The sequence below is a fragment of the Janthinobacterium sp. TND4EL3 genome, assembly GCF_900156175.1.
In the GTDB taxonomy this organism is placed as follows: Bacteria; Pseudomonadota; Gammaproteobacteria; order Burkholderiales; family Burkholderiaceae_D; genus Janthinobacterium.
The window spans coordinates 79,642-100,364 of sequence record NZ_FTMV01000020.1 but is presented as its reverse complement, the minus strand read 5'-3'; the positions used below and the strand labels follow the sequence as shown (position 1 = coordinate 100,364).

Below are 20,723 nucleotides of genomic sequence, written 5' to 3'. Positions count from 1 at the left end.
AGTGAAAGATCAGATTGGAACAGTGTACGCAAAACCTGCCTGGCCTTGAAGAGTGGCCAACTACGCATAGGTACATGATCCCACGAATCTAAACAGTTATTGTCTATACAGTCGTTTGACGACTATTGCACCAGATGGAAGTCTGCCCGCTTTCACGGTGGGACAAATTTGGAATCCCTATCCACGCTATTACTGCGCAGCATTCGCTTTTTCCATCCTCCCATACCTGCTTTCCCGTCAGCTTCCCTTGCGGGTCGCCTGCCGTATGACTTGTAGCTGCCAAGCTACGGCAGGAAATCAGGCTTACCACGTTCCCTGAGATACCAACGCAACTGAATACATTGCGATTGACTGTTTAGAGTCCGCCTATCCCCCGGTGGTGTTAATGACGACGTGTCCCCAGATTCAACAAGGACAACCATCCACGGTACCGTTTTGGTTAGGGCCTGTCAGCAGCTTAGGCCCATCAATATTTACGAGGGTTCAAACGACGATTCACATTACATTACCCTTGCAGCACTCACCTAGCCCCTCAACCGCCTTTCTGCTGGCAGTCTCCGCCTTGCTCACTCGCATGAACAAAACGCCGCATACGAACATGGGGGTACATTGTCTTCGAAGCTTCACACCCCACCGTTGCCAGTGACGCATGTTCGAATAGGTGACAGATGGTCGTGCATCCGGTCGTAGCACCTGATAATTCGGGTACGACAAGGTATCTCAGAGCTTGCGCTCTATACATAGCAACTGCTGCCTGCTTAATGTCTCAAATGCCATTGCTGGCTTGCCATGAACGTCTGCGCGGAAGGCGTACGTTCCAGTTTCACGGGTATATACCGTTCGTTGTTTGGAGGCAACACAATTCCGCCTTGTGGGCGAATTTTCGACGCAAGGAAGCGCATGGGACAGGAAAACCTGTGCATGAACGTCGGATACGTGAAGATTGTTTGAGTGTGGATTTGATCTGAACTGTATCGTTTCCGCTGGGCGGAGTTATACAGCCGACGCTAACATCCTGTAAAAATCAAGGACTTAGCGCATGTTTGCAGGTTTTGTTGCTTGTAAATCAATGCCGCATAGCGACCAATTAGCGACTACGTGTCGCACTGAATCCCTTATTATATGGGAATCTGTGCGACACGCCTTAAAGCTCGGGTAGCTGGCCCCGGTCGCAACGTAGCAGTAACGGCTGGCAGCGCAGGAACTGCGCAGGCAAATCCCCGGTTTACCAGCGATAAAACAGTGAGGGACTCCCCGGAGTACCCATTCTTGGCAAGACAAGACACGCTACGAGAAGGTGCCTTGTCAGTCTTATACGCCCGCCGAATCACCGGCGAGTCGCGATTCCTTTGCCTGTTTTCTTTACATAAAACATTGAAACTGTAGTTTATTTGCAAAGCTTGTGGATATTTTACATTTGCTTACAATTTTCTATATTTCAACAGTTCTCTGCAAGACTCGGTTTTCTCTCAGCTGAGTCATACCCGAGTAAAACTCTTCGATATCTTGTCATGCTTCAGTGTTGCAACTGCTGCCATGACCGGATGTACGACCATCTGTCACCTACTTGAGTGTGCGTCGCCGGTAACGGCGGGGTGCAAAGCCTCAGGGACAACGTACCCCCATTCTGTTCCGGCAGCCCGGCGTGCGAACGCCTGGCTGGAGACTGCGAGCAGCGATGCGGTCCAGGGGCTAGGTGAAACGCTGAGTGATCCCAACTCATACGGGTTTCGCAAAAATCGCTCAACGGCCGATGCGATGTCGCAAATTTTTCTCCAGACCTGCCGGAAAGTCTCGGCAACCTGGGTGTTGGATGCGGATATCGAAGGTTTTTTCGACAATATCAACCATCAATGGCTGGTCGACAATGTCTTCATGGATAAGTTGATCCTGCCTGAATGGCTGAAATCCGGGGTAGTCGACCGGAAGCGATGAATGGCAACCACAGCTGGAACGCCACAGGGCGGCATCATCCGCCCTGCCCTTGCGAATTGGACGTTGAACGGGCTGGAGACTGAACTGATTGCGCACCTCGGTGCGAAATTCGGCAAGTCCAAGGCAGGCAAGCTCAAAGTCGGTGTCGTGCGATATGCGGACGATTTTGTCCTTACCAGTGGATCGAAGGAATTGCTGAAGACGGAAATCAAGCCTTGGATAGAAGCATTTCTTGCAGTCAGGGGATTGCGTCTGTCCAGTGCCAAAACCAAGATCGTGCACATCGATGAGGGCATCGACTTCCTGGGGTGGAACTTCCGAAAATATTCCGGGACACTGCTCATCAAGCCAAGCAAGAAGAACATGAAGGCGTTCTATGAAAAGCTGAGGAAGACGATCAGCGACAACATCGGGGCGAAGCAGGAGAATCTCATTCGACTGCTGAACCCCATGCTGCGGGGCTGGGCGCAATATCACAGCCCTGTCGTCGCCAAGGAGGCGTTTTCGACGATGGAGTCGCTGCTGTACTGGCGGCTTCGTCGCTGGGCCATGCGCAGGCATCCGAAGAAAACCGACAGTTGGATACGCGACCGATACTGGCGCCCAACCGAGAGTGGAAATCGGGGGTTTGCAGCGGACGTTGTCACAAAGAATGGCAATAAGGCCATGAAGGAACTGTACTCGTTACCAGGTACAGCGATTCCGCGTCACACGAAGATCAAGGGCGGCTATCCCCCCTACGATCCGCAATGGGAACTGTACGGCGAAACCCTTGGGCAGGAACGCAAGTTGAAAAACATGTCTTACCGGCGCGAGTGGGCCAGGCTCTACCTCGACCAACGTGGCTTGTGCGCTCTGTGTGGATACGAGATGAACATGGAAACCGGATGGCATGACCACCACATAGAACACCGTGTGGCAGGTGGTTCCGAGGCCCTTGGAAATCGCGTATTATTGCACCCAAATTGCCATATAAATGTGCACGCAAACGATTTACACGTTGCGAAGCCGGTCCCTGCATAGGGACTTTTATTATGCTTGAGCCGTGTGCGGTGAAAGTCGCACGCACGGTTCTTAGGGGGGAGAGCTTCCAGCAATGGGCGTCTCCTACCCTCCGCACCATCAACCCGATTCCACAGGCCGCTTAATGTCATTCTCCCCCAATTCCCCTGCCGCGCCGGCCTCCGCCGACGCTCGCCTGACCCTGTTGAAAGCCTGGTTGGCCCCGCTTAACCTCGTTTCACCCGATTCCGCCCGCCCCGCCTCCAGCGATGCGAGCTTCCGCCGCTACTACCGCCTCGATGTACTGCCAGGCAGTGCAAACTTGCCAGGAAGTACACTGATCGCCATGGATGCGCCGCCCGAGCGCGAAAATGTACCCGCCTTTGTCAAGGTGGCCGGCTTGCTGAAAGGCGCCGGCGTGTCCGTGCCCGACATCATCGCGCAAGACCTGGAGCAGGGCTTCCTGCTGCTGTCCGACCTGGGCACGACCACGTATCTGGACGCCCTGAACCACGACAACGCCAGCGTGCTGTACGCCGAAGCGCTGGAATCCTTGATGAAAATCCAGCTGGCCAGCGCCCCCGACGTGCTGCCCGAATTCGACCGCGCCTTCATCCTGCGCGAAATGAATCTGTTCCCCGAATGGTTTATCGGCAAGCACCTGGGCGCCACCTTGACGGATGTGCAACAAGCCCAGCTGGACAAGGTCTTCGAAGCCATCACGGCGAACATCTTGTCGCAACAACAAGTATTCATGCACCGCGACTACCATTCGCGCAATTTGATGCACATCAACGATGGCTCCATCCCGAATCCCGGCATCCTCGATTTCCAGGACGCCGTCTTCGGCCCCGTCACCTACGACATCGCCTCGCTGCTGCGCGACGCGTATATCCAGTGGGACGAAGAGCTGGTGCTGGACTGGGTGATCCGCTACTGGCAACGCGCCAAGCAGCTGGGCTTGCCGGTGAATCCCGATATCGACGCCTTCTACCGCGATTTCGAATTCACGGCCCTGCAGCGCCACCTGAAAATCCTCGGCCTGTTCGCGCGCCTGAACTACCGCGACGGCAAGGACCTGTACATGGGCGACCTGCCGACCGTGCTCGACTATGTGCGCAAGACGGCCAACCGCTACACGGAACTCAAGCCGCTGGTGCGTTTGCTCGATGCACTGGAGAATAAAACGCCCCAGGTCGGTTATACCTTCTAGGCACTTTCCCGCTGCGCGGCCTGTCCGCGCAGCCGACTTACCGATACTGAAAACGACTACCCATGAAAGCCATGATCTTTGCCGCAGGCCGCGGTGAACGGATGCGTCCGCTCACCGACACCTGCCCCAAACCGCTGCTGAAAGTGCGCGGCCGCCCGCTGATCGTCTGGCATGTGCTGAACCTGGTGCGCGCCGGCATCACGGACATCGTCATCAACCATTCGCACCTGGGCCATCTGATCGAGGAAACCCTGGGCGACGGCAGCGCGTATGGCGCGCGCATCGCGTATTCGCCCGAGACTACTCCGCTGGAAACGGCGGGCGGCATCGCCCAGGCCCGCCATTTGCTGGGCGAGGAACCGTTCGTGGCCATTTCCGGCGATATCTATTGCCCCTACTTTGATTTCACGCAAGTACTCGATGTGCTGGCCGACAAGGATGTGCTGGGCACGCCGTATCCGGCCGACCAACGCGACATCGCCTGGACTTACCTGGTACCCAATCCCGACTTCCATCCCAAGGGTGACTTCGGCCTGACCTTGTTCTCGATCAACAACACGGACGAGACCAAATGGACCTTCGCCAATATCGGCGTCTACCGTCCTGAAATGTTCGACGGCATCCAGGCAGGCAGCCACGCCAGACTCGGCGATTTGCTGCGCCAGTACGCGGACCAGGGCCGCGTGGGCGGCGAAGTCTACACTGGCGATTGGACCAACGTAGGCACGCCGCAGCAGCTTGACGCGCTCAATGGCGTGACGCCCAAGGCGCCGGCGGCATGATGGCCAATTACGCGGCACGGCGCGCGGCGCTGCTGGCGCAGATGCTGCCGGGCAGCGTGGCCTTCCTCGCCACCGCGCCCGAAGTGCCGCGCAACAGCGATTGCGACTATCCGTATCGCCATGACAGCTATTTTTACTACCTGAGCGGCTTTACGGAACCCGACAGCGCGCTGGCGCTCGTGGCCGCCAGCGCCACGGCGCCCGCGCGCGCCATCCTGTTTTGCCGCCCAAAGAATGCGGAGCGCGAAATCTGGGACGGCTTTCGCCACGGCCCCGAGGCGGCGCGCACCGCGTTCGGCTTCGACGCCGCCTTTCCCATCGAGGAGCGCGACGTGGAAATGGCGCGCCTGCTGGCCGACGCGCCGGCCCTGTATTACGCGCTGGGCGGCAGCCTCGACGCGCAAGTCAGGGGCTGGCTGCACGGTGTGCGGCAAAAGGCCCGCAGCGGCGTTACGGCGCCCGCCATGGCGATTGACGTCAACGGCATGCTCGACGCCATGCGCCTGCTGAAAGACCCGCAGGAGCTAAGCCTGATGCGCCGCGCGGCCGCCATTTCCAGCGCGGGCCACGCGCGGGCCATGCGCGCGGCACGGCCCGGCATGCATGAATATGCGCTGGAAGCGGAACTGCTGTACGAATTTCGCCGCAGCGGCGCGCAATTTCCCGCCTACTCGTCCATCGTGGCCGGCGGCGACAACGCCTGCATCCTGCACTACAGCGCCAACAATGCGGTACTCAAGGATGGCGAGCTGGTATTGATCGACGCCGGCTGCGAACTCGACGGCTACGCCTCCGACATCACGCGCACCTTTCCCGTCAATGGCCGTTTCAGCGGCCCGCAGCGGGCGCTGTATGAACTGGTGCTGGCGGCGCAGCAGGCGGCCCTGGACGTGGTGCGTCCCGGCTTGCCGCACAGCGCCATCCACGAAGCAGCCGTGCAGGTGCTGGCGCAGGGCATGCTGGATTTGAAACTGCTGGACCGGCAAAAATGCGGCAGCGCGCAGGACGTTATCGCCGACAAGGGCTATGCGCCGTTCTACATGCACGGCACCAGCCACTGGCTGGGCATGGACGTGCACGACGTGGGCGCCTACCGCGACACGGGCGCGCCCGGCAAGCCATGGCGCGCGCTGGAAGCTGGCATGGTGCTGACGGTGGAGCCGGGCATCTACGTGCGCCCCGGCGCGGGCGTGCCGGAACAGTTCTGGCACACCGGCATCCGCATCGAGGACGACGTGCTGGTCACGCCGCAAGGCCATGAAGTCTTCAGCACGGCGCCCAAAAGCGTCGCTGAAATCGAACAACTGATGACACAGGATTAACGCAGCAGCATGCATACACCGTCCACTTTCGATCTCGCCATCTGCGGCGCCGGCCCCGTCGGCATGGCGCTGGCCGCCCTGCTGGTACAACGGGGCCAGAGCGCCGCCGGCATCGCCCTGCTCGACGCCAAGTCCATCGAACAGGCCAAACGCGACCCGCGCACCATCGCCCTGTCGTATGGCAGCCGCCAGATCCTCGCGGAAGCGGGTGCCTGGCCCGTGGAAGCGACGCAGATCCACCAGATTCACGTCTCGCGCCGCGGCCAGTTCGGGCGCAGCCTGATGGACCGTGAAGAACATGGCGTCGAGGCGCTCGGCTATGTGGCCCGTTACGGCGCCGTCGTCAGCGCGCTGGCCGACGTGTGCGAGCGCCTGGGCGTGGCCAGCCTGCGTCCGGCGCTGGTCACGGGCAGCGTGGAAGATGCCGATGGCGTGTCCGTGCAGATCGAACAGGCGGGCGCCGCGTCACATTTGCGCGCCAGCCTGCTGGTACAGGCCGAGGGCGGCCTGTTCGGCCAGCAGCCGGAACGCGCCGTCAGCCGCGATTATGGCCAAAGCGCCATCATCGCCCACGTGCATGTCAGCGCGCCCATCGACCACCGTGCCTTTGAACGCTTCACGGACGACGGCCCGCTGGCCCTGCTGCCCCAGGACAACGGCTACGCGCTGGTCTGGTGCGTGCCGCCCACGCGCGCCGAACAATTGCTGGCGCTCGACGACGCCGCTTTCCTGGCGCGGCTGGGCGCCGCCTTCGGCAGCCGCCTCGGACGTTTTACCCGCACATCGGCGCGCCTGGCCTATCCGCTGGGCCTGAACGCGCAGGCGGGCGGCACGGCGCGCACGGTCGCCATCGGCAATGCGGCGCAGACGCTGCACCCGGTGGCGGGACAAGGCCTGAACCTGGGCTTGCGCGACGCCGCCGTGCTGGCCCGCGTGCTGGCGCAGGACAGCAGCCCGGCCGGCCTGGAGCGCTACGCCAGCCTGCGCCAGGCCGACCGGGGGCTGACGGTGCGCGTCACCGACACCATGGCGCGCATTTTTACGGGCAGCGCGCCCACGCAAGGCTTGCTGGGCCTGTCGCTGGGTTTGCTGGACGCCTTCAGCCCGGCGCGCAGGAGCCTGGCTGAACTGATGATGTACGGCCGCCGCTGAAATATTGACAATAAAGAAAGGGCACGGGCGAAAAAGAAACAGGCGGGCGATCCGGCATGGAGTAAACGGCCCGCGGATGCGACAATGGCTGTCACCTGGATTTTGGCGACCGTTCCATGACAGACGCATTGCCCGCAGCACCGCCTGCCGTACTTTCCGAAGTACTCTTTTCCCGCTTGCTGGAAGACGCCCTCGACGCCGTCATCATCATCGACGAGCAGTGCCGCATCCGCTACATCAATGGCGCCATGCAGGCGCTGTCCGGCTATGCCAGTGGAGAATTGCTGGGCCAGACCCTGAACGGCCTGCTGCCCGACGCCGTCGCCTCGCAGCACGACAACCTCGTCATCAACTACATCCGCAGCTCGCGCCAGTCCAGCGTATTGGGGAAAATCCGCGAATTCGCCATCCGCCACCGCAATGCACAGATGATCCCCATCGAAATGAAGGCGCTGGACCTGGGCGTGGTGGACGGCATGCGCTATTTCGGCGCCTTCCTGCTCGACGTGCGCGAGCGACGTGAACTGGCGGCCAAGAATGCCAGCCTGCTGGCGCAACTGGAACAGCAAGCGCTGCACGACGCCCTCACCTCGCTGCCGAACCGGCGCGCCTATGAAGCGCAGGCCGAGCAGGCCATGGCGCGCGCGGCGCGCAGCGGCGCCGCGCTGACGGTGGGCGTGGCCGACCTCGACCATTTCAAGAAAATCAACGACCGCCATGGCCATGCCGTGGGCGACGCCGTGCTGCGCAACGTGGCGCAAGTGCTGCGCGACACGGGCCGCGTCACCGACGTGGCGGCGCGCATGGGCGGCGAGGAATTCGGCCTGCTGTTTCCCGACGCGACCTTGCCACAGGCGCAAATGGTGGCCGAGCGCATCCGCGCGGCCGTGGCCGCTGCCGTCACGGTGCTGCCCGACGGCTCCCCGCTGCATGTCACCATCAGCATCGGCCTGGCGCCGCTGGCGCGAGGCGCCAGCATGGACGCGGCCATGTCGGAAGCCGACAAGGCCCTGTACGTGGCCAAGCACCAGGGCCGCAACCAGGTCATGGCGGCACTCGCCGCCGAGTAAGAAGGCTATGTCACCGTCAGGTGTGGGAATGCTCCCACCGTTGCTTTCAATAACGCTTCTGGCGAGCGGATGCGTCTGGCGTCGAGGATCCAGCGCCATCCCAGGTAATTCGGCAGGTAGCGCGTCGCCACGCCGTGAAAGGGCCGCAGCCATGCGCGCAGGCGGCTGTGATAAGCGTTGACGTTCTGCACATGGGCGGCGCCCTGCACGCGGATACCGGTGCGCAAGTTGACGGCCTCGTGGCTGATGCCCGCTTCCGCAGCGAAATCCCGATAGGCGGCATGGCCATCGGTAACCAGCAAGACATCATGATCCATGACGGGCAACAAACAGCGCTGCAGCTGCAGCTGCGTCAGCGCCCCTTTGCCCGTGACGAAACCGAGGGTCTGGCCCGTGCGGTCGCGCGCCACCACGATGCAGACCTGTTCACTGGAAATGCCGCGCTGGCGGGCATGGCCGCCCCGGCGGCGTGCCGGACGCGCCAGATGCCTGGATCCCTTTTCCGATTCCAGCAGATACAGCTCGTCGGCCTCGGCGATGCCGTGCAGGCGCAGCGGCCGGTCCGTCCTGGCGAGCGTCAAAAACCGGTGGCGCCAGCGGAAGGTGGTGTTGCGGTGCACGTTCAGTTGTCGCGCTGCCTGGCGCACGGAAGCCGATGCCAGCAGGCAATCGGCGTAGGCTAGCCACAGCGATTTATGGCGCAGGCGCGCCAGCGGCGTGCCGGTGAGCGCATTGAAGGTGCGCCCGCACGGCACGCAGCGGTAACGCTGCAGTCCGTGCGCATGGCCGTGCCGGTGCGCATGGCTGCTGTGGCAGGCGGGACAAGCCAAATGCGGCTGTGCCACGCTTTCAAGCAATGCGACGGTGGCGTCCTGTGGCGTGTTGCCACGCAGCAGGGCGATGCCTGCCTGCCGCTGGCGGCGGCTCAGCTGGGCAAACTGCGCGATAAAACGGATCCATTTGGCATGCTGCATGGAAGGCTCCTGTTTGTCTGATATAGACAGTCAGACAGCCGGGGCAGAGCAAGATTCCTGGAAATCCCCTATTTAACGGAGACATAGCCAATAAGAACGGCCCGCGCAAGGCGGGCCGTCCGGTCGTCGCCTGCGGCGCTGGCTGGCGTTTATTCGACCGCTTTCAGCATATCCTCGATCACCTTCTTGGCGTCGCCAAACACCATCATCGTGTTCGGCTGGTAGAACAGTTCATTGTCCAGGCCCGCATAGCCGGAGGCCATCGAGCGCTTGTTGACGATGATGCTCTTGGCTTTATACGCTTCCAGGATAGGCATGCCGGCGATCGGCGATTTCGGGTCTTTTGCCGCCGGGTTGACCACGTCGTTCGCGCCCAGCACCAGCACCACGTCCGTCTGGCCGAATTCGCCATTGATGTCTTCCATCTCGAAGACCTGGTCGTACGGCACTTCCGCCTCGGCCAGCAGCACGTTCATATGGCCCGGCATGCGCCCCGCCACCGGGTGGATCGCATATTTGACGGTCACACCCTTGTGCGTGAGCTTTTCCACCAGTTCCTTGAGCGAATGCTGCGCGCGCGCCACGGCCAGGCCATAGCCTGGCACGATGATGACGGTTTCCGCATTGCCCATGATGAAGGCGGCATCGTCGGCCGAGCCCGATTTGACGGGGCGCTGTTCCTGCGCGCCGCCGCTGGCCGCGGCCGGCGCATCGCCGCCGAAGCCGCCGAGGATGACGTTGAAGAACGAGCGGTTCATGGCCTTGCACATGATGTACGACAGGATCGCGCCGGACGAACCAACCAATGAGCCGGCGATGATCAGCATCGAGTTATTCAGCGAAAACCCGATGCCGGCTGCGGCCCAGCCCGAATAGCTGTTGAGCATCGACACCACCACCGGCATGTCCGCGCCGCCGATGGGGATGATGATCAGCACGCCCAGGGCAAAGGCGATCAGGGCCATGATGATGAACGGCGTCCACGCGGGCTGCACGCCATCGGCGAAGCAGAACGCCAGGCCCAGTCCCACCATCACCAGCGCCAGCACCAGGTTGAGCATGTGCTGGCCCTTGAAGCTGACGGGCGCGCCCTGGAACAGGCGGAACTTGTACTTGCCCGACAGCTTGCCGAAGGCGATCACCGAACCGGAAAACGTGATGGCGCCGACAAAGGTGCCGATGAACAGCTCGAAGCGGTTGCCGATGGGCAACGCCTCGCCATGCTTGGCGATATTGAAGGCCCACGGCTCCGACACGGCCGCCACGGCGATGCACACGGCCGCCAGGCCGATCAGCGAGTGCATGGCCGCCACCAGTTCCGGCATCTTCGTCATTTCCACGGTTTTCGCCAGGTAGGCGCCGATGGCGCCGCCCGTGACGATGCCGATGATGACGAGGGTCAAGCCCATGCCGCCCGTCTGCTGTTCCTTGAGTTTCAGGATCAGGGCCACGGTGGTAACGGCGGCAATGGCCATGCCGCTCATGCCGAAGGCATTGCCGCGGCGTGCCGTCGAGGGCGACGACAGGCCTTTCAGGGCCTGGATGAAACACACCGAGGCGATCAGGTACATCATCGTCACCAGGTTCATGGTGACGAAGCTCATGGCGTGACTCATTCTTTCGCTCCTTGCTTGGCTTTCGGTTCTTTCTTACGAAACATCTCGAGCATGCGCTGCGTGACGAGGAAGCCGCCAAACACGTTGACGGCGGCCAGCGCCACGGCCAGCGTGCCAGCCGCCTGCGCCAGCGGACCGTCGGTCAGGCCGGCCGCCAGCATGGCACCGACGATGATGATGGCGGAAATGGCATTGGTGACGGCCATCAGCGGCGTATGCAGCGCCGGCGTGACGGTCCACACGACGTGGTAGCCGACATAGATGGCCAGCACGAAGATGATCAGATTGGTGATGGTGTGACTGATTTCCATGATGTTGTTCTCTCCCTGTGCCGCATTGTTTTCGTAACTTAGTTGCGTAACTTATTTGCGCAAGATCACGCTGTCCGCGCAAACCAGGCTGGCCTTGATGATTTCATCCTCGCGGTCGATCTGCAGCCGGTCGTCCTTGTCGATGATGAGCTTTAAAAAGTCCAGCACATTGCGCGCATACAGGGCCGAGGCATCGGCCGCCACCAGGGTCGCCAGGTTCGGCTCGCCGACGATGTAGACGCCATGCTTGATGACCGTCTTGCCCAGCTCGGACAGCGGGCAGTTGCCGCCCTGCTCCACGGCCAGGTCGACGATGACGGAACCGGGCTTCATGGCCTTCACCGTCTCTTCGGAAATGAGCACGGGCGCGGCGCGGCCGGGGATCAGTGCCGTGGTGATGATGATGTCGGCCAGCTTCGCCCGTTCGTGCACGAGTTCGGCCTGGCGCCGCATCCAGTCGGCCGGCATGGCGCGCGCATAGCCGCCCGCCCCCTTGGCGATCTCCTTTTCTTCATCGGTGAGGAAAGGCACGTCGAGGAACTTGGCGCCCAGCGATTCAACTTGTTCCTTGACGGGCGGGCGCACGTCGGACGCCTCGATGACGGCGCCCAGGCGCTTGGCCGTGGCGATCGCCTGCAAGCCGGCCACGCCCACGCCCATGATCAGCACGCGGGCCGCTTTCACCGTGCCGGCCGCTGTCATCAGCATGGGCATGAAGCGCTGGTAGGTATTGGCCGCCACCATCACGGCCTTGTAGCCGGCAATATTTGCCTGCGAGGACAGCACGTCCATCGACTGCGCGCGCGTGATGCGCGGCACGGCTTCCAGGGCAAAGGCGGACAGCCCGGCCGTGGCCATGGCGGCGATATTGTCCGCGTCAAACGGGTTCAACATGCCGACCAGCACGGTGCCGCCGGCCATCAGGGCCCGTTCCCCGGCATCGGGAGCGCGCACCTTGAGCACGATGGCGCAGCCGTAGGCTTCCTGGGCGGTGCCGATCTGCGCGCCGGCGGCGGCATACGCTTCGTCGGGAATCGACGCTTGCACGCCCGCTCCCGCCTGTACGACGACCTGATGCTTGGCCGCCAGCTTCTTGACTGTCTCGGGCGTCGCTGCCACCCGGGTCTCACCGGGCCGCGTTTCGGCCGGTATGCCTATCCTCATGATGCCTCCGCAAATTGATAAACTGACTAGAATCTAACACGGAAAGCAGCGCGTTAAACGTTTGTGAACCAGCAACTTTTAGTCGTACGACACTAATTTCATCAGCATCCCACGATTCGTTTCACCATGCGGCGCAGCGACCATATTGTGGGAAGGGTGTGTCAATCTCACCACAGTCGAGCCAGCGTGCGCGCTTGTTTTGACCACAGGGAAAGCCTATATTAGCGGGCGTTTCCTGCCGCCTTGCCGACCAAGCCCCCCATGCTAGTGCGCTCCCCGGGAAAGACGTAAGTACCTCCCACCGCTATTTGCTAAAACGTTGTCATTTATCAATATGTCCGCGCAACAGAAGGCCGCGTTCAAACCGCGCGCGCAGAACAAGATAAAATGTCGGCTCTTTCAAGGATGGAATCATGCCGAGAATCTGGAAACCCTCTGTCACCGTTGCCGCCATCGTCGAGCGCGACGGCCTGTTTTTACTGATTGAAGAAGAGACCAGCGAAGGCATCAAGATCAATCAGCCGGCCGGCCACCTCGACCCGTTCGAGTCGCTGGAGCAGGCCGTCATCCGCGAAACGCTGGAAGAAGCGGCCTACGATTTCATCCCCACGGCGCTGGTGGGCATGTACATGTCGCGCTACCAGTCGCTGCGCACGGGCGAGGACGTGACCTATCTGCGCTTCACCTTTTGCGGCACGGCCGGCGCCGAGCATGACCGCCCTCTGGACGAAGGCATCATCCGCACCCTGTGGATGACGCGCGACGAGTTGGCGGCGTGCCAGGAACGCCACCGCAGCCCCCTGGTGCTGCAGTGCGTGGACGAATACCTGGCCGGCCGGCGCGCGCCGCTGGCCCTGCTGCACACGCATACGTCGGTCTTTAACAGCGCATAGACCCGCGCATGGCAACATTATCTAAAGTACACTGGAAAGCAAGATGAGCAAGAAGAAAGTCGTTATCGGCATGTCGGGCGGGGTCGATTCCTCGGTCGCGGCATGGATGCTGAAGGAACAAGGCTATGAAGTCATCGGCCTGTTCATGAAAAACTGGGAAGATGACGACGATTCGGAATACTGCTCGACGCGCCAGGACTGGATCGACGCGGCCAGCGTGGCCGACGTCATCGGCGTCGACATCGAAGCCGTCAATTTCGCTTCCGAGTACAAGGACCGCGTCTTCGCCGACTTCCTGCGCGAATACCAGGCCGGCCGCACGCCGAATCCGGACGTGCTGTGCAACGCCGAGATCAAGTTCAAGGCTTTTCTTGACCACGCCATGACCCTGGGTGCCGACCTGATCGCCACCGGCCACTATGCGCGCGTGCGCCAGGCGCCGACCGACGCGGGCCGTTATGAACTGCTCAAGGCCGTCGACGCCAGCAAGGACCAAAGCTACTTCCTGCACCGCCTGAACCAGGCGCAGTTGTCCAAGACTTTATTTCCGCTCGGTGAAATCCCGAAGACGCAGGTGCGCCAGATCGCCGAGAAGCTGGCCCTGCCGAACGCGCAAAAGAAGGATTCGACGGGTATCTGTTTTATTGGCGAGCGCCCGTTCCGCGAATTCCTGAACCGCTACCTGTCGTACAAGCCGGGCCCGATGAAGACGGCCGACGGCAAGACCGTGGGCGAACACGTGGGACTGAGTTTCTATACGCTGGGCCAGCGCAAGGGCATCGGCATCGGCGGCGTGAAGTCGTACCAGAACGCGGACGGCAGCAGCGACGCCTGGTACGTGGCGCGCAAGGATATCGCCAACAACACCCTGTGGGTGGTGCAGGGCCATGACCACCCGTGGCTGCTGTCGCCGGCCTTGACGGCCGACCAGGCCAGCTGGGTGGCAGGCAGCGCGCCGCAGGCAGGCGCCTTGAGTGCCAAGACGCGCTACCGCCAGGCCGACGTGGCTTGCCAGTTATTGCCGGATGGAAACGAACACTTCAGCCTGGCCTTTGACCAGGCACAATGGGCCGTCACGCCGGGCCAGTCAGCCGTGTTGTATGATGGGGATGTTTGCCTCGGTGGCGGCATCATCGCCAGCGCGACGGGCACGCCCTGATCATGGTCTGAAAGGATACGCTGATGCACGCACTGCACGCCCGGATTGTCACAGTATGGAATGCCTTTCCCGTAGTCCTGCAGGCCAGCTTGCTGCTGGGCGCCACGGCGTACTTTTTGCTGCATCTCGGAAAGTCATTGGGCCAGGCACTGTATTACCTGACCCACTGACGCCTGACCATGCCAGCAGTTCAGTCGGGCTGCTTGGTCGATTGCGCAGCGGCGGCCAGCGCCTGCTGCTGCTTGCGCACCATGGCAATGACCGTATTGCGCACGGTTTTCAGGACCGTGTCGGCCATGAAGGGTTTCACGATGAAGCCCGACACGCCCATGGCGTGGGCCGCCTGCAGCGAGGCCGCGTCGATGCCGCCCGAAACCATGAAAATAAGCGTCTTCGGGTACTGGGCGCGGATGGTTTGCACCACATTGCTCCCATCTTCCACCTGCTCGCGCGCGATGCAGACGAAATGCGGATGGTGCTTGACCAGCAGCGCCAATCCCAGCGCGCTGGTATGTGTCTGCCCGCAGACATCGTAGCCGCCATCGGTCAGGACCGTATTCAGCAGGCCGCGCGCCACGGCGCTGCTATCGATCAGGACTGTCTTTAACATCATGATTACATCCCTTGCTTGATTGTTCTTGTGTTACGCCGGCGCTTACTTCTCCCACGCCAGCTTGTTCCAGGTCACGCCTAAGGTCACGTCAGTCTTGAGTTCGACCAACTTTCTTGAAAGATACAGTATTTCCCGCTCTTTTCGCAGGCTTTCACCGAGCGCACCGGGCAAAATCCCTGCGCCAGCCATCACGGCATCGATATTGCCGTAGGCGCGCAACAGTTTCGCCCCCGTCTTCAGGCCGATCTTCGACACGCCGGGGATGCTGTCGGTGACGTCGCCCATCAGCGCCAGCAGGTCGGGCAGCAGTTCCGGCGGCACGCCGAACTTTTTCTCGACCCAGGCGCGGTCGTGCCAGATGCCCTTGAAATGGTCCCATACCAGCGCGCCATGGGCGATCAGGCCGTGCAAATCCTTGTCCGTGGTGGCGATAACGGCCGCACCGCGCCCTTCGTGCAGCCAGCGCATGACGGCCGTGCCGATCACGTCGTCGGCCTCGACCTCGGGGATGCTCACCACGTGCATGCCGAAGCTGGCCAAGGTGGCGTAAAAGCCGGGCAAGGCGTCGCGCAGCACCTGCGGCATGGGCTGGCGCCCCTCGCGGTAGCCGGCATACAGGGCGTGGCGCCACGTGGGGCCGCCGAAATCGAAGGCCGGCAGGATGTGCGTCGGCTCGTGGTCGTTGATCAGCGTGCGGAACGACGACAGCGCATGGCGAAGCGCGATCTCCGCCTTCAGGTCGGAATCGGGTTCAGGACTGGCTTCGTAGACGCGGCGTACGATGTTCAAGCCGTCGATAGCGAGGAGTCTGGCCATGCGGTAAGTAAATACTGGTTGAATCGGGCATTTTACCGTATGGCGCCCCGCGCATAGCCCGTCAACGCCGCTTACTTTGCAAAATCATAAGGTCCGCCCTTTTCCAGCGCGCGCTGGTAGGCCGGGCGCGCGTGGATGCGTTGCAAAAAGGCCGTCAGCTTCGGCAGGCGCTCGTCGAGGCCGCCGCGCATGGCCGCCGCTTCCAGCGGAAAGCTCATCTGGATGTCGGCCGCCGTGAATTCGTTGCCGGCAAACCATTTGGTTTTCTCCAGTTCCGCTTCCATGTAGGCCAGTTGGCTGTTGATATTGGGCAGGATGAAGCTGCTTTTGACCTTGCTGGCGATGCCGCGCGCGATCGGCTTGACGAAAAACGGCATCGGCGACGACTCGACCTTGTCGAACACCAGCTTCATCAGCAGTGGCGGCATAGCCGAACCTTCCGCGAAATGCAGCCAGTAGGTCCAGCGCAGCTTCTCGGGCGTGCCGGCCGCCGGTATCAGGCGGCCATTGCCGTAGCGTTCGACCAGGTACTCGATGATGGCGCCCGATTCGGCGATGGTATTGGCGCCATCCGTGATGACGGGCGACTTGCCCAGCGGGTGCACGGCCTTCAGCGAAGCGGGCGCCAGCATGGTTTTCGGGTCGCGCTGATAGCGCTTGACCTCGTATTCCAGGCCCAGCTCCTCGAGCAGCCAGAGCACGCGCTGCGAGCGCGAGTTGTTCAGATGGTGGACGACGATCATGGTGGTTCCCGTTCGGCAATGGTTGAGTTCCAGTATAGCCGGGACGGCCAAATCGCGGCGACGCATGGGGGATCGGCAAAAAAAATGGCGAAAAACAATCGTTTCAATTGATAAATTTTCAATATTCCCTTATCTTGTTTTGTTTCCAATAAGTAAGGAAACCCCCTGTGGATTTCGACACCAACAACACTACTCTCCGGCGCGAAGCCATCACCTTCAGCGCCACCGGCAGCGAATACTTCCGTATCTGGATCGTCAACCTGCTGCTGAGCATTGTCACCCTGGGCATCTATTCCGCCTGGGCCAAGGTGCGCCGCAACCGCTATTTCTATTCCAGCACCCACCTGGCCGGCAGCAGCTTCGAATACCATGGCAACGCCGTCGCCATCCTGAAAGGCCGCATCGCGGCCGTGGTGCTGATCGGCGGCTACAATATCGCCTTCCAGGTCTCGCCCATCGTCGGCCTGATCATGCTCGTGCTGATGATGGCCGTGCTGCCATGGCTGGTCTGGAAAAGCCTGCAATTCAAGCTGTATAACACCAGCTACCGGGGCATCCGCTTCGGCTTTGACGGCAGCGCCAGGGAAGCCTACAAATACTTCCTGTGGCTGCCCATCCTGAACACCTTCACGGCTGGCCTGATGACGCCGTTCCTGCACCAGCGCCTGAAGCGCTTCCAGCACACGCAGAGCCGCTTCGGCAGCAGCAATTTCAGCTTCGACGCCTCGGTTGGCAGCTTCTACAAGACCTATTTGCTGTTCTTCGCCCTGCTGCTGGCAGGTTTCCTGGTCCTGATCTTTGTCGTCTTCGCCAGCGTCTTCGCCGCCTTTGCCACCAACGCCAACGATGTCACCAAGGCCGGCAGCATCTTCGGCGCCGTGGCCGCCCTGTATGCGTGGGCCTTTATCGTGCTGCCGCTGTTCCTGACCATGATCCAGAACCTGATCTGGAACCACACGCGCTTGCAGCAGCACCAGTTCCAGTCGCAGCTGACCTGGGGCCGCACCACCTTCGTCATGCTGACCAACCTGCTCGGTATCGTCGTCACCCTGGGCCTGTTTTCGCCATTCGCCCAGGTGCGCTGGCTGAAGTACCGCCTGGAAGCGACGTCAATGCTGGTGCACGGCAGCCTGGACGCCTTCGTCGCCGCCACCGGAGAGCAAGTCTCTGCCACGGGCGAAGGCATGGTCGATCTGCTGGACTTCGACCTGTCGCTGTAGCATGACGCTCGATCACCACGCGCCGGGCGCGGCCCCCGTGCCCGCCCGCTATTTCGACGGCCAGACCTCGCGCCTGTACCACGTCACGCTGTCCGTGCACGATGGCATGGCCGTACTGGCCGGCGACATCGCGCGCAGCTGCCCGCTGGGAGAGCTGCACGTGTCCGAACGCAGCAGCCACGCCGTGCGCAAGGTCAGCTTCCCTGACGGTGCCTACCTGGAAATCGCCGACCAGGCGGCCTTCAACGACGTGCTGCATGCCACCGGCCACCGCGACGGCTGGGTCGTGCGGCTGCAGCAAAGCTGGCGCGGCGCCCTGCTGGCGACAGTGGCCACGGTGCTGGCCCTCTGGCTCAGCTATCTGTACCTGCTGCCGCTGGCGGCGCAAGGCATCGCCCATGCGATTCCGCAATCGGTCGAGCGCCAGTTGGGCCAGGGCGTGCTCGGTTTCCTGGACCAGCACATGTTTGCGCCAAGTCAACTCGATGCGGCACGGCAGCAAGCCTTGCGCGCCCGGTTCGCGCGCCTGGCCACGCCCGGCGACAGCGCGCCCGAGCACCGCATCGTTTTCCGCAAGAGCAAGATCGGCCCGAACGCGTTCGCCCTGCCTTCCGGCGATATCGTGCTCACCGATGAAATGGTCGAACTGCTGCCGGACGACGAGGCCATCATGGGCGTACTGGCGCATGAACTGGGCCATCTGCAGCAGCGCCACCTGACGCGGCGCATCATCCAGACGTCGGCCGTGGGCGCCGGCGCGGCGCTGCTGTTCGGCGACGTCTCGACGGTGGTGGCGACCCTGCCGCCGCTGCTGCTGGACCTGAAGTATTCGCGCGATGTCGAGCGCGATGCGGACGACTATGCGATCGCCATGCTGCGCCAGAACGGCATTGCGCTGGAACACCTGGCGCAGGTGTTTGTCGCCCTGGGCAAGCTGGATGGCGGCACGCCCTACCTGTCGAGCCATCCGGCCAGCGCCGAGCGGGTGGCCCGCATCCGGTCAGCGCAGCGCTAGCCCCCACGCGGCGTCCGCCGGGCGCCGCGTTCTTTCCCACCAGCACGTTCCGCGAATCGAAGGTAGACTCATCAGTTATCAGTCTGACTTCCCCGGAGTGCCCATGCACCTAGTACCCTTTCGCTACCTGACCTTCATTGCGACGGCCGCCATCTTTGTCCTGTCCCTGTTTTACTACGATCACTACTGGCTGCCCCTGCTGGCCGGAGCGCTGACCCTGCTGGGTATCAGCGACCTGCTGCAGACGAAGCGCGCCCTGCGCCGCAACTATCCCATCCTCGCGCACTTCCGCTTCTTTTTTGAGAGCATCCGCCCCGAGATCCGCCAGTATTTCCTGGAAAGCGACACGGAAGCGACGCCGTTCTCGCGCAGCCAGCGCAGCATCGTCTACCAGCGCGCCAAGGAGCAGACGGACAAGCGCCCGTTCGGCACCCAGCTCGACGTCTACGAGGCGGGCTACGAATGGATCAACCACTCCATCGCCCCCGCCAAGGTGACGGGCCACGACTTCCGCATCGACATCGGCAAGCACCCCGACTGCCCGCGCGCCAAACCGTATTCGGCCAGCGTCTTCAATATCTCGGCGATGAGCTTTGGCGCCCTGTCGGCCAACGCCATCCTGGCCCTGAACGGCGGCGCGCGCAGCGGCGGCTTCATGCACGACACGGGCGAAGGCAGCATCAGCCCCTACCACCGCGAAAACGGTGGCGACCTGGTGTGGGAAATCGGCTCCGGCTACTTCGGCTGCCGCAACCAGGACGGCACGTTTTCCGAAGAGCGCTTCATCGCCAACGCCAGCTCCGAACAGGTGAAAATGATCGAGCTGAAGATGTCGCAGGGTGCCAAGCCGGGCCACGGCGGCGTGCTGCCCGGCCCGAAAGTGACGATCGAGATCGCCACCACGCGCGGCGTGATGGTGGGCGAGGATTGCGTCTCGCCGGCCGCGCACAGCGCCTTTTCCACGCCCCTGGAAATGCTGCATTTTATCGACCGCCTGCGCACCCTGTCGGGCGGCAAGCCGACGGGCTTCAAGCTGGCCATCGGCCATCCGTGGGAATTTTTCGCCATTGTGAAAGCCATGCTGGAAACGGGCATCACGCCCGACTTCATCGTCGTCGACGGCAGCGAAGGCGGCACGGGCGCGGCCCCCGTGGAGTTCACCGACCACGTGGGCACGCCGCTGCAAGAAGCGCTGGTACTCGTGCATAACACCCTGGTGGGCGCCAACCTGCGCGACCGGATCAAGATCGGCTGCTCGGGCAAGATCATCACGGCCTTCGACATCGCCCGCCTGCTGGCGCTGGGCGCCGACTGGTGCAATTCGGCGCGCGGCTTCATGTTCGCGCTGGGCTGCATCCAGTCGCAAAGCTGCCACACGGACCGCTGCCCCACGGGCGTGGCCACGCAAGACCCGCAGCGCCAGCGCGCGCTGGTGGTCGACGACAAGATTTCTCGCGTGGCGCACTTCCACGAGAACACCATGAAGGCGCTGGCCGAACTGATCGCCGCCGCCGGCCTGTCGCACCCGCAGGAGCTGCGCCCGCACCACCTGGTGCGGCGCATCTCGCCGAACCAGGTGAAACTGGCCTCGGCCCTGCTGCCCTTCCTGGAAGCGGGCCAGTTGCTCGACCCGAGCCAGCTGCCGCAGCTGCCGCCCGTGTTCGGCCTGTACTGGCCCAAGGCCCAGGCGGCATCGTTCCAGAGCCTGGCCTGACCCAGCCCT

Annotated in this window: 18 protein-coding genes and 1 pseudogene; 12 read left to right on the top strand and 7 right to left on the bottom strand. The window is 62.2% G+C overall.

Features of this window, described 5'->3' with window-relative positions; genetic code table 11:
• Positions 1-1,680: 1,680 nt before the first annotated feature.
• The 6 genes and pseudogenes from BXA07_RS25065 to BXA07_RS25040 form a co-directional block, all read left to right on the top strand.
• Positions 1,681-2,958 (top strand): annotated as a pseudogene (locus BXA07_RS25065) (reverse transcriptase domain-containing protein); the annotation flags it as partial.
• 124 nt (positions 2,959-3,082) lie between these two features.
• A complete protein-coding gene (locus BXA07_RS25060) occupies positions 3,083-4,150 on the top strand; it encodes an aminoglycoside phosphotransferase family protein (RefSeq protein ID WP_076571940.1) in 1,068 nt (355 codons plus the stop codon).
• 62 nt (positions 4,151-4,212) lie between these two features.
• Positions 4,213-4,932 (top strand): N-acetylmuramate alpha-1-phosphate uridylyltransferase MurU, encoded by a 720-nt coding sequence (gene murU, locus BXA07_RS25055; RefSeq protein ID WP_076571938.1) that lies wholly within the window; start codon positions 4,213-4,215, stop codon positions 4,930-4,932.
• Positions 4,932-6,254 (top strand): aminopeptidase P N-terminal domain-containing protein, encoded by a 1,323-nt coding sequence (locus tag BXA07_RS25050; RefSeq protein WP_076571957.1) that lies wholly within the window; start codon positions 4,932-4,934, stop codon positions 6,252-6,254. The genes murU and BXA07_RS25050 overlap by 1 nt, the downstream gene beginning before the upstream one ends.
• Positions 6,255-6,263: 9 nt before the next feature.
• On the top strand, positions 6,264-7,406 hold the full coding sequence (locus BXA07_RS25045) for an FAD-dependent monooxygenase (protein ID WP_076571936.1): 1,143 nt from the start codon (positions 6,264-6,266) through the stop codon (positions 7,404-7,406).
• Positions 7,407-7,522: 116 nt separating this feature from the next.
• Entirely contained in the window at positions 7,523-8,476 is a 954-nt protein-coding gene (locus BXA07_RS25040) for a GGDEF domain-containing protein (protein WP_083708520.1), read from the top strand.
• Positions 8,477-8,481: 5 nt separating this feature from the next.
• Here BXA07_RS25040 and BXA07_RS25035 read toward each other — a convergent pair whose 3' ends face one another.
• The 4 genes from BXA07_RS25035 to BXA07_RS25020 form a co-directional block, all read right to left on the bottom strand.
• Positions 8,482-9,450, bottom strand: coding sequence for an IS1595 family transposase (locus BXA07_RS25035; protein ID WP_076571932.1), 969 nt, complete (start codon positions 9,448-9,450; stop codon positions 8,482-8,484).
• 149 nt (positions 9,451-9,599) lie between these two features.
• Positions 9,600-11,054, bottom strand: coding sequence for an NAD(P)(+) transhydrogenase (Re/Si-specific) subunit beta (locus BXA07_RS25030; RefSeq protein ID WP_076571930.1), 1,455 nt, complete (start codon positions 11,052-11,054; stop codon positions 9,600-9,602).
• 8 nt (positions 11,055-11,062) lie between these two features.
• On the bottom strand, positions 11,063-11,377 hold the full coding sequence (locus tag BXA07_RS25025; protein ID WP_071321726.1) for an NAD(P) transhydrogenase subunit alpha part 2: 315 nt from the start codon (positions 11,375-11,377) through the stop codon (positions 11,063-11,065).
• 51 nt (positions 11,378-11,428) lie between these two features.
• On the bottom strand, positions 11,429-12,541 hold the full coding sequence (locus tag BXA07_RS25020; RefSeq protein WP_076571929.1) for a Re/Si-specific NAD(P)(+) transhydrogenase subunit alpha: 1,113 nt from the start codon (positions 12,539-12,541) through the stop codon (positions 11,429-11,431).
• Positions 12,542-12,954: 413 nt separating this feature from the next.
• Between BXA07_RS25020 and BXA07_RS25015 the strand changes: the two genes are divergently transcribed.
• From BXA07_RS25015 to BXA07_RS30935, 3 genes are read left to right on the top strand one after another with little or no spacing between them, the layout of a single operon-like run.
• Positions 12,955-13,434, top strand: a complete 480-nt coding sequence (locus BXA07_RS25015) for an NUDIX hydrolase (protein ID WP_076571927.1) — start codon at positions 12,955-12,957, stop codon at positions 13,432-13,434.
• 43 nt (positions 13,435-13,477) lie between these two features.
• Positions 13,478-14,593 (top strand): tRNA 2-thiouridine(34) synthase MnmA, encoded by a 1,116-nt coding sequence (gene mnmA, locus BXA07_RS25010; RefSeq protein WP_076571925.1) that lies wholly within the window; start codon positions 13,478-13,480, stop codon positions 14,591-14,593.
• A gap of 23 nt (positions 14,594-14,616) precedes the next feature.
• Complete coding sequence (locus BXA07_RS30935) at positions 14,617-14,763, top strand: hypothetical protein (protein WP_170909736.1); 147 nt, start codon at positions 14,617-14,619, stop codon at positions 14,761-14,763.
• 20 nt (positions 14,764-14,783) lie between these two features.
• Here the strand turns inward: BXA07_RS30935 and BXA07_RS25005 are convergent, their stop codons facing one another.
• The 3 genes from BXA07_RS25005 to BXA07_RS24995 all read right to left on the bottom strand — a co-directional run bounded on the left by BXA07_RS25005 (position 14,784) and on the right by BXA07_RS24995 (position 16,765).
• Positions 14,784-15,203, bottom strand: coding sequence for a response regulator (locus tag BXA07_RS25005; RefSeq protein WP_076571956.1), 420 nt, complete (start codon positions 15,201-15,203; stop codon positions 14,784-14,786).
• 45 nt (positions 15,204-15,248) lie between these two features.
• Positions 15,249-16,022 (bottom strand): 5'-3' exonuclease, encoded by a 774-nt coding sequence (locus BXA07_RS25000; RefSeq protein ID WP_076571923.1) that lies wholly within the window; start codon positions 16,020-16,022, stop codon positions 15,249-15,251.
• Between the two features lie 71 nt (positions 16,023-16,093).
• A complete protein-coding gene (locus BXA07_RS24995) occupies positions 16,094-16,765 on the bottom strand; it encodes a glutathione S-transferase (RefSeq protein ID WP_076571921.1) in 672 nt (223 codons plus the stop codon).
• Between the two features lie 167 nt (positions 16,766-16,932).
• On the opposite strand from BXA07_RS24995, the gene BXA07_RS24990 reads away from it, so the two are divergent.
• From BXA07_RS24990 to BXA07_RS24980, 3 genes are all read left to right on the top strand, one after another.
• On the top strand, positions 16,933-17,985 hold the full coding sequence (locus tag BXA07_RS24990; protein ID WP_076571919.1) for a YjgN family protein: 1,053 nt from the start codon (positions 16,933-16,935) through the stop codon (positions 17,983-17,985).
• A 1-nt stretch (position 17,986) separates the two neighbouring features.
• Positions 17,987-19,000 carry a M48 family metallopeptidase gene (locus tag BXA07_RS24985; protein WP_076571917.1) on the top strand — a complete coding sequence of 338 codons (1,014 nt, stop codon included), beginning with the start codon at positions 17,987-17,989 and terminating at the stop codon, positions 18,998-19,000.
• Between the two features lie 103 nt (positions 19,001-19,103).
• Complete coding sequence (locus BXA07_RS24980) at positions 19,104-20,714, top strand: FMN-binding glutamate synthase family protein (RefSeq protein WP_076571915.1); 1,611 nt, start codon at positions 19,104-19,106, stop codon at positions 20,712-20,714.
• Positions 20,715-20,723: the final 9 nt, after the last annotated feature.

Coding starts and splice junctions, on each gene's coding strand:
- BXA07_RS25060 (WP_076571940.1), top strand. CDS start 3,083: ATGTCATTCTCCCCCAATTCCCCTGCCGCGCCGGCCTCCGCCGACGCT.
- murU (WP_076571938.1), top strand. CDS start 4,213: ATGAAAGCCATGATCTTTGCCGCAGGCCGCGGTGAACGGATGCGTCCG.
- BXA07_RS25050 (WP_076571957.1), top strand. CDS start 4,932: ATGGCCAATTACGCGGCACGGCGCGCGGCGCTGCTGGCGCAGATGCTG.
- BXA07_RS25045 (WP_076571936.1), top strand. CDS start 6,264: ATGCATACACCGTCCACTTTCGATCTCGCCATCTGCGGCGCCGGCCCC.
- BXA07_RS25040 (WP_083708520.1), top strand. CDS start 7,523: ATGACAGACGCATTGCCCGCAGCACCGCCTGCCGTACTTTCCGAAGTA.
- BXA07_RS25035 (WP_076571932.1), bottom strand. CDS start 9,450: ATGCAGCATGCCAAATGGATCCGTTTTATCGCGCAGTTTGCCCAGCTG.
- BXA07_RS25030 (WP_076571930.1), bottom strand. CDS start 11,054: ATGAGCTTCGTCACCATGAACCTGGTGACGATGATGTACCTGATCGCC.
- BXA07_RS25025 (WP_071321726.1), bottom strand. CDS start 11,377: ATGGAAATCAGTCACACCATCACCAATCTGATCATCTTCGTGCTGGCC.
- BXA07_RS25020 (WP_076571929.1), bottom strand. CDS start 12,541: ATGAGGATAGGCATACCGGCCGAAACGCGGCCCGGTGAGACCCGGGTG.
- BXA07_RS25015 (WP_076571927.1), top strand. CDS start 12,955: ATGCCGAGAATCTGGAAACCCTCTGTCACCGTTGCCGCCATCGTCGAG.
- mnmA (WP_076571925.1), top strand. CDS start 13,478: ATGAGCAAGAAGAAAGTCGTTATCGGCATGTCGGGCGGGGTCGATTCC.
- BXA07_RS30935 (WP_170909736.1), top strand. CDS start 14,617: ATGCACGCACTGCACGCCCGGATTGTCACAGTATGGAATGCCTTTCCC.
- BXA07_RS25005 (WP_076571956.1), bottom strand. CDS start 15,203: ATGTTAAAGACAGTCCTGATCGATAGCAGCGCCGTGGCGCGCGGCCTG.
- BXA07_RS25000 (WP_076571923.1), bottom strand. CDS start 16,022: ATGGCCAGACTCCTCGCTATCGACGGCTTGAACATCGTACGCCGCGTC.
- BXA07_RS24995 (WP_076571921.1), bottom strand. CDS start 16,765: ATGATCGTCGTCCACCATCTGAACAACTCGCGCTCGCAGCGCGTGCTC.
- BXA07_RS24985 (WP_076571917.1), top strand. CDS start 17,987: ATGACGCTCGATCACCACGCGCCGGGCGCGGCCCCCGTGCCCGCCCGC.
- BXA07_RS24980 (WP_076571915.1), top strand. CDS start 19,104: ATGCACCTAGTACCCTTTCGCTACCTGACCTTCATTGCGACGGCCGCC.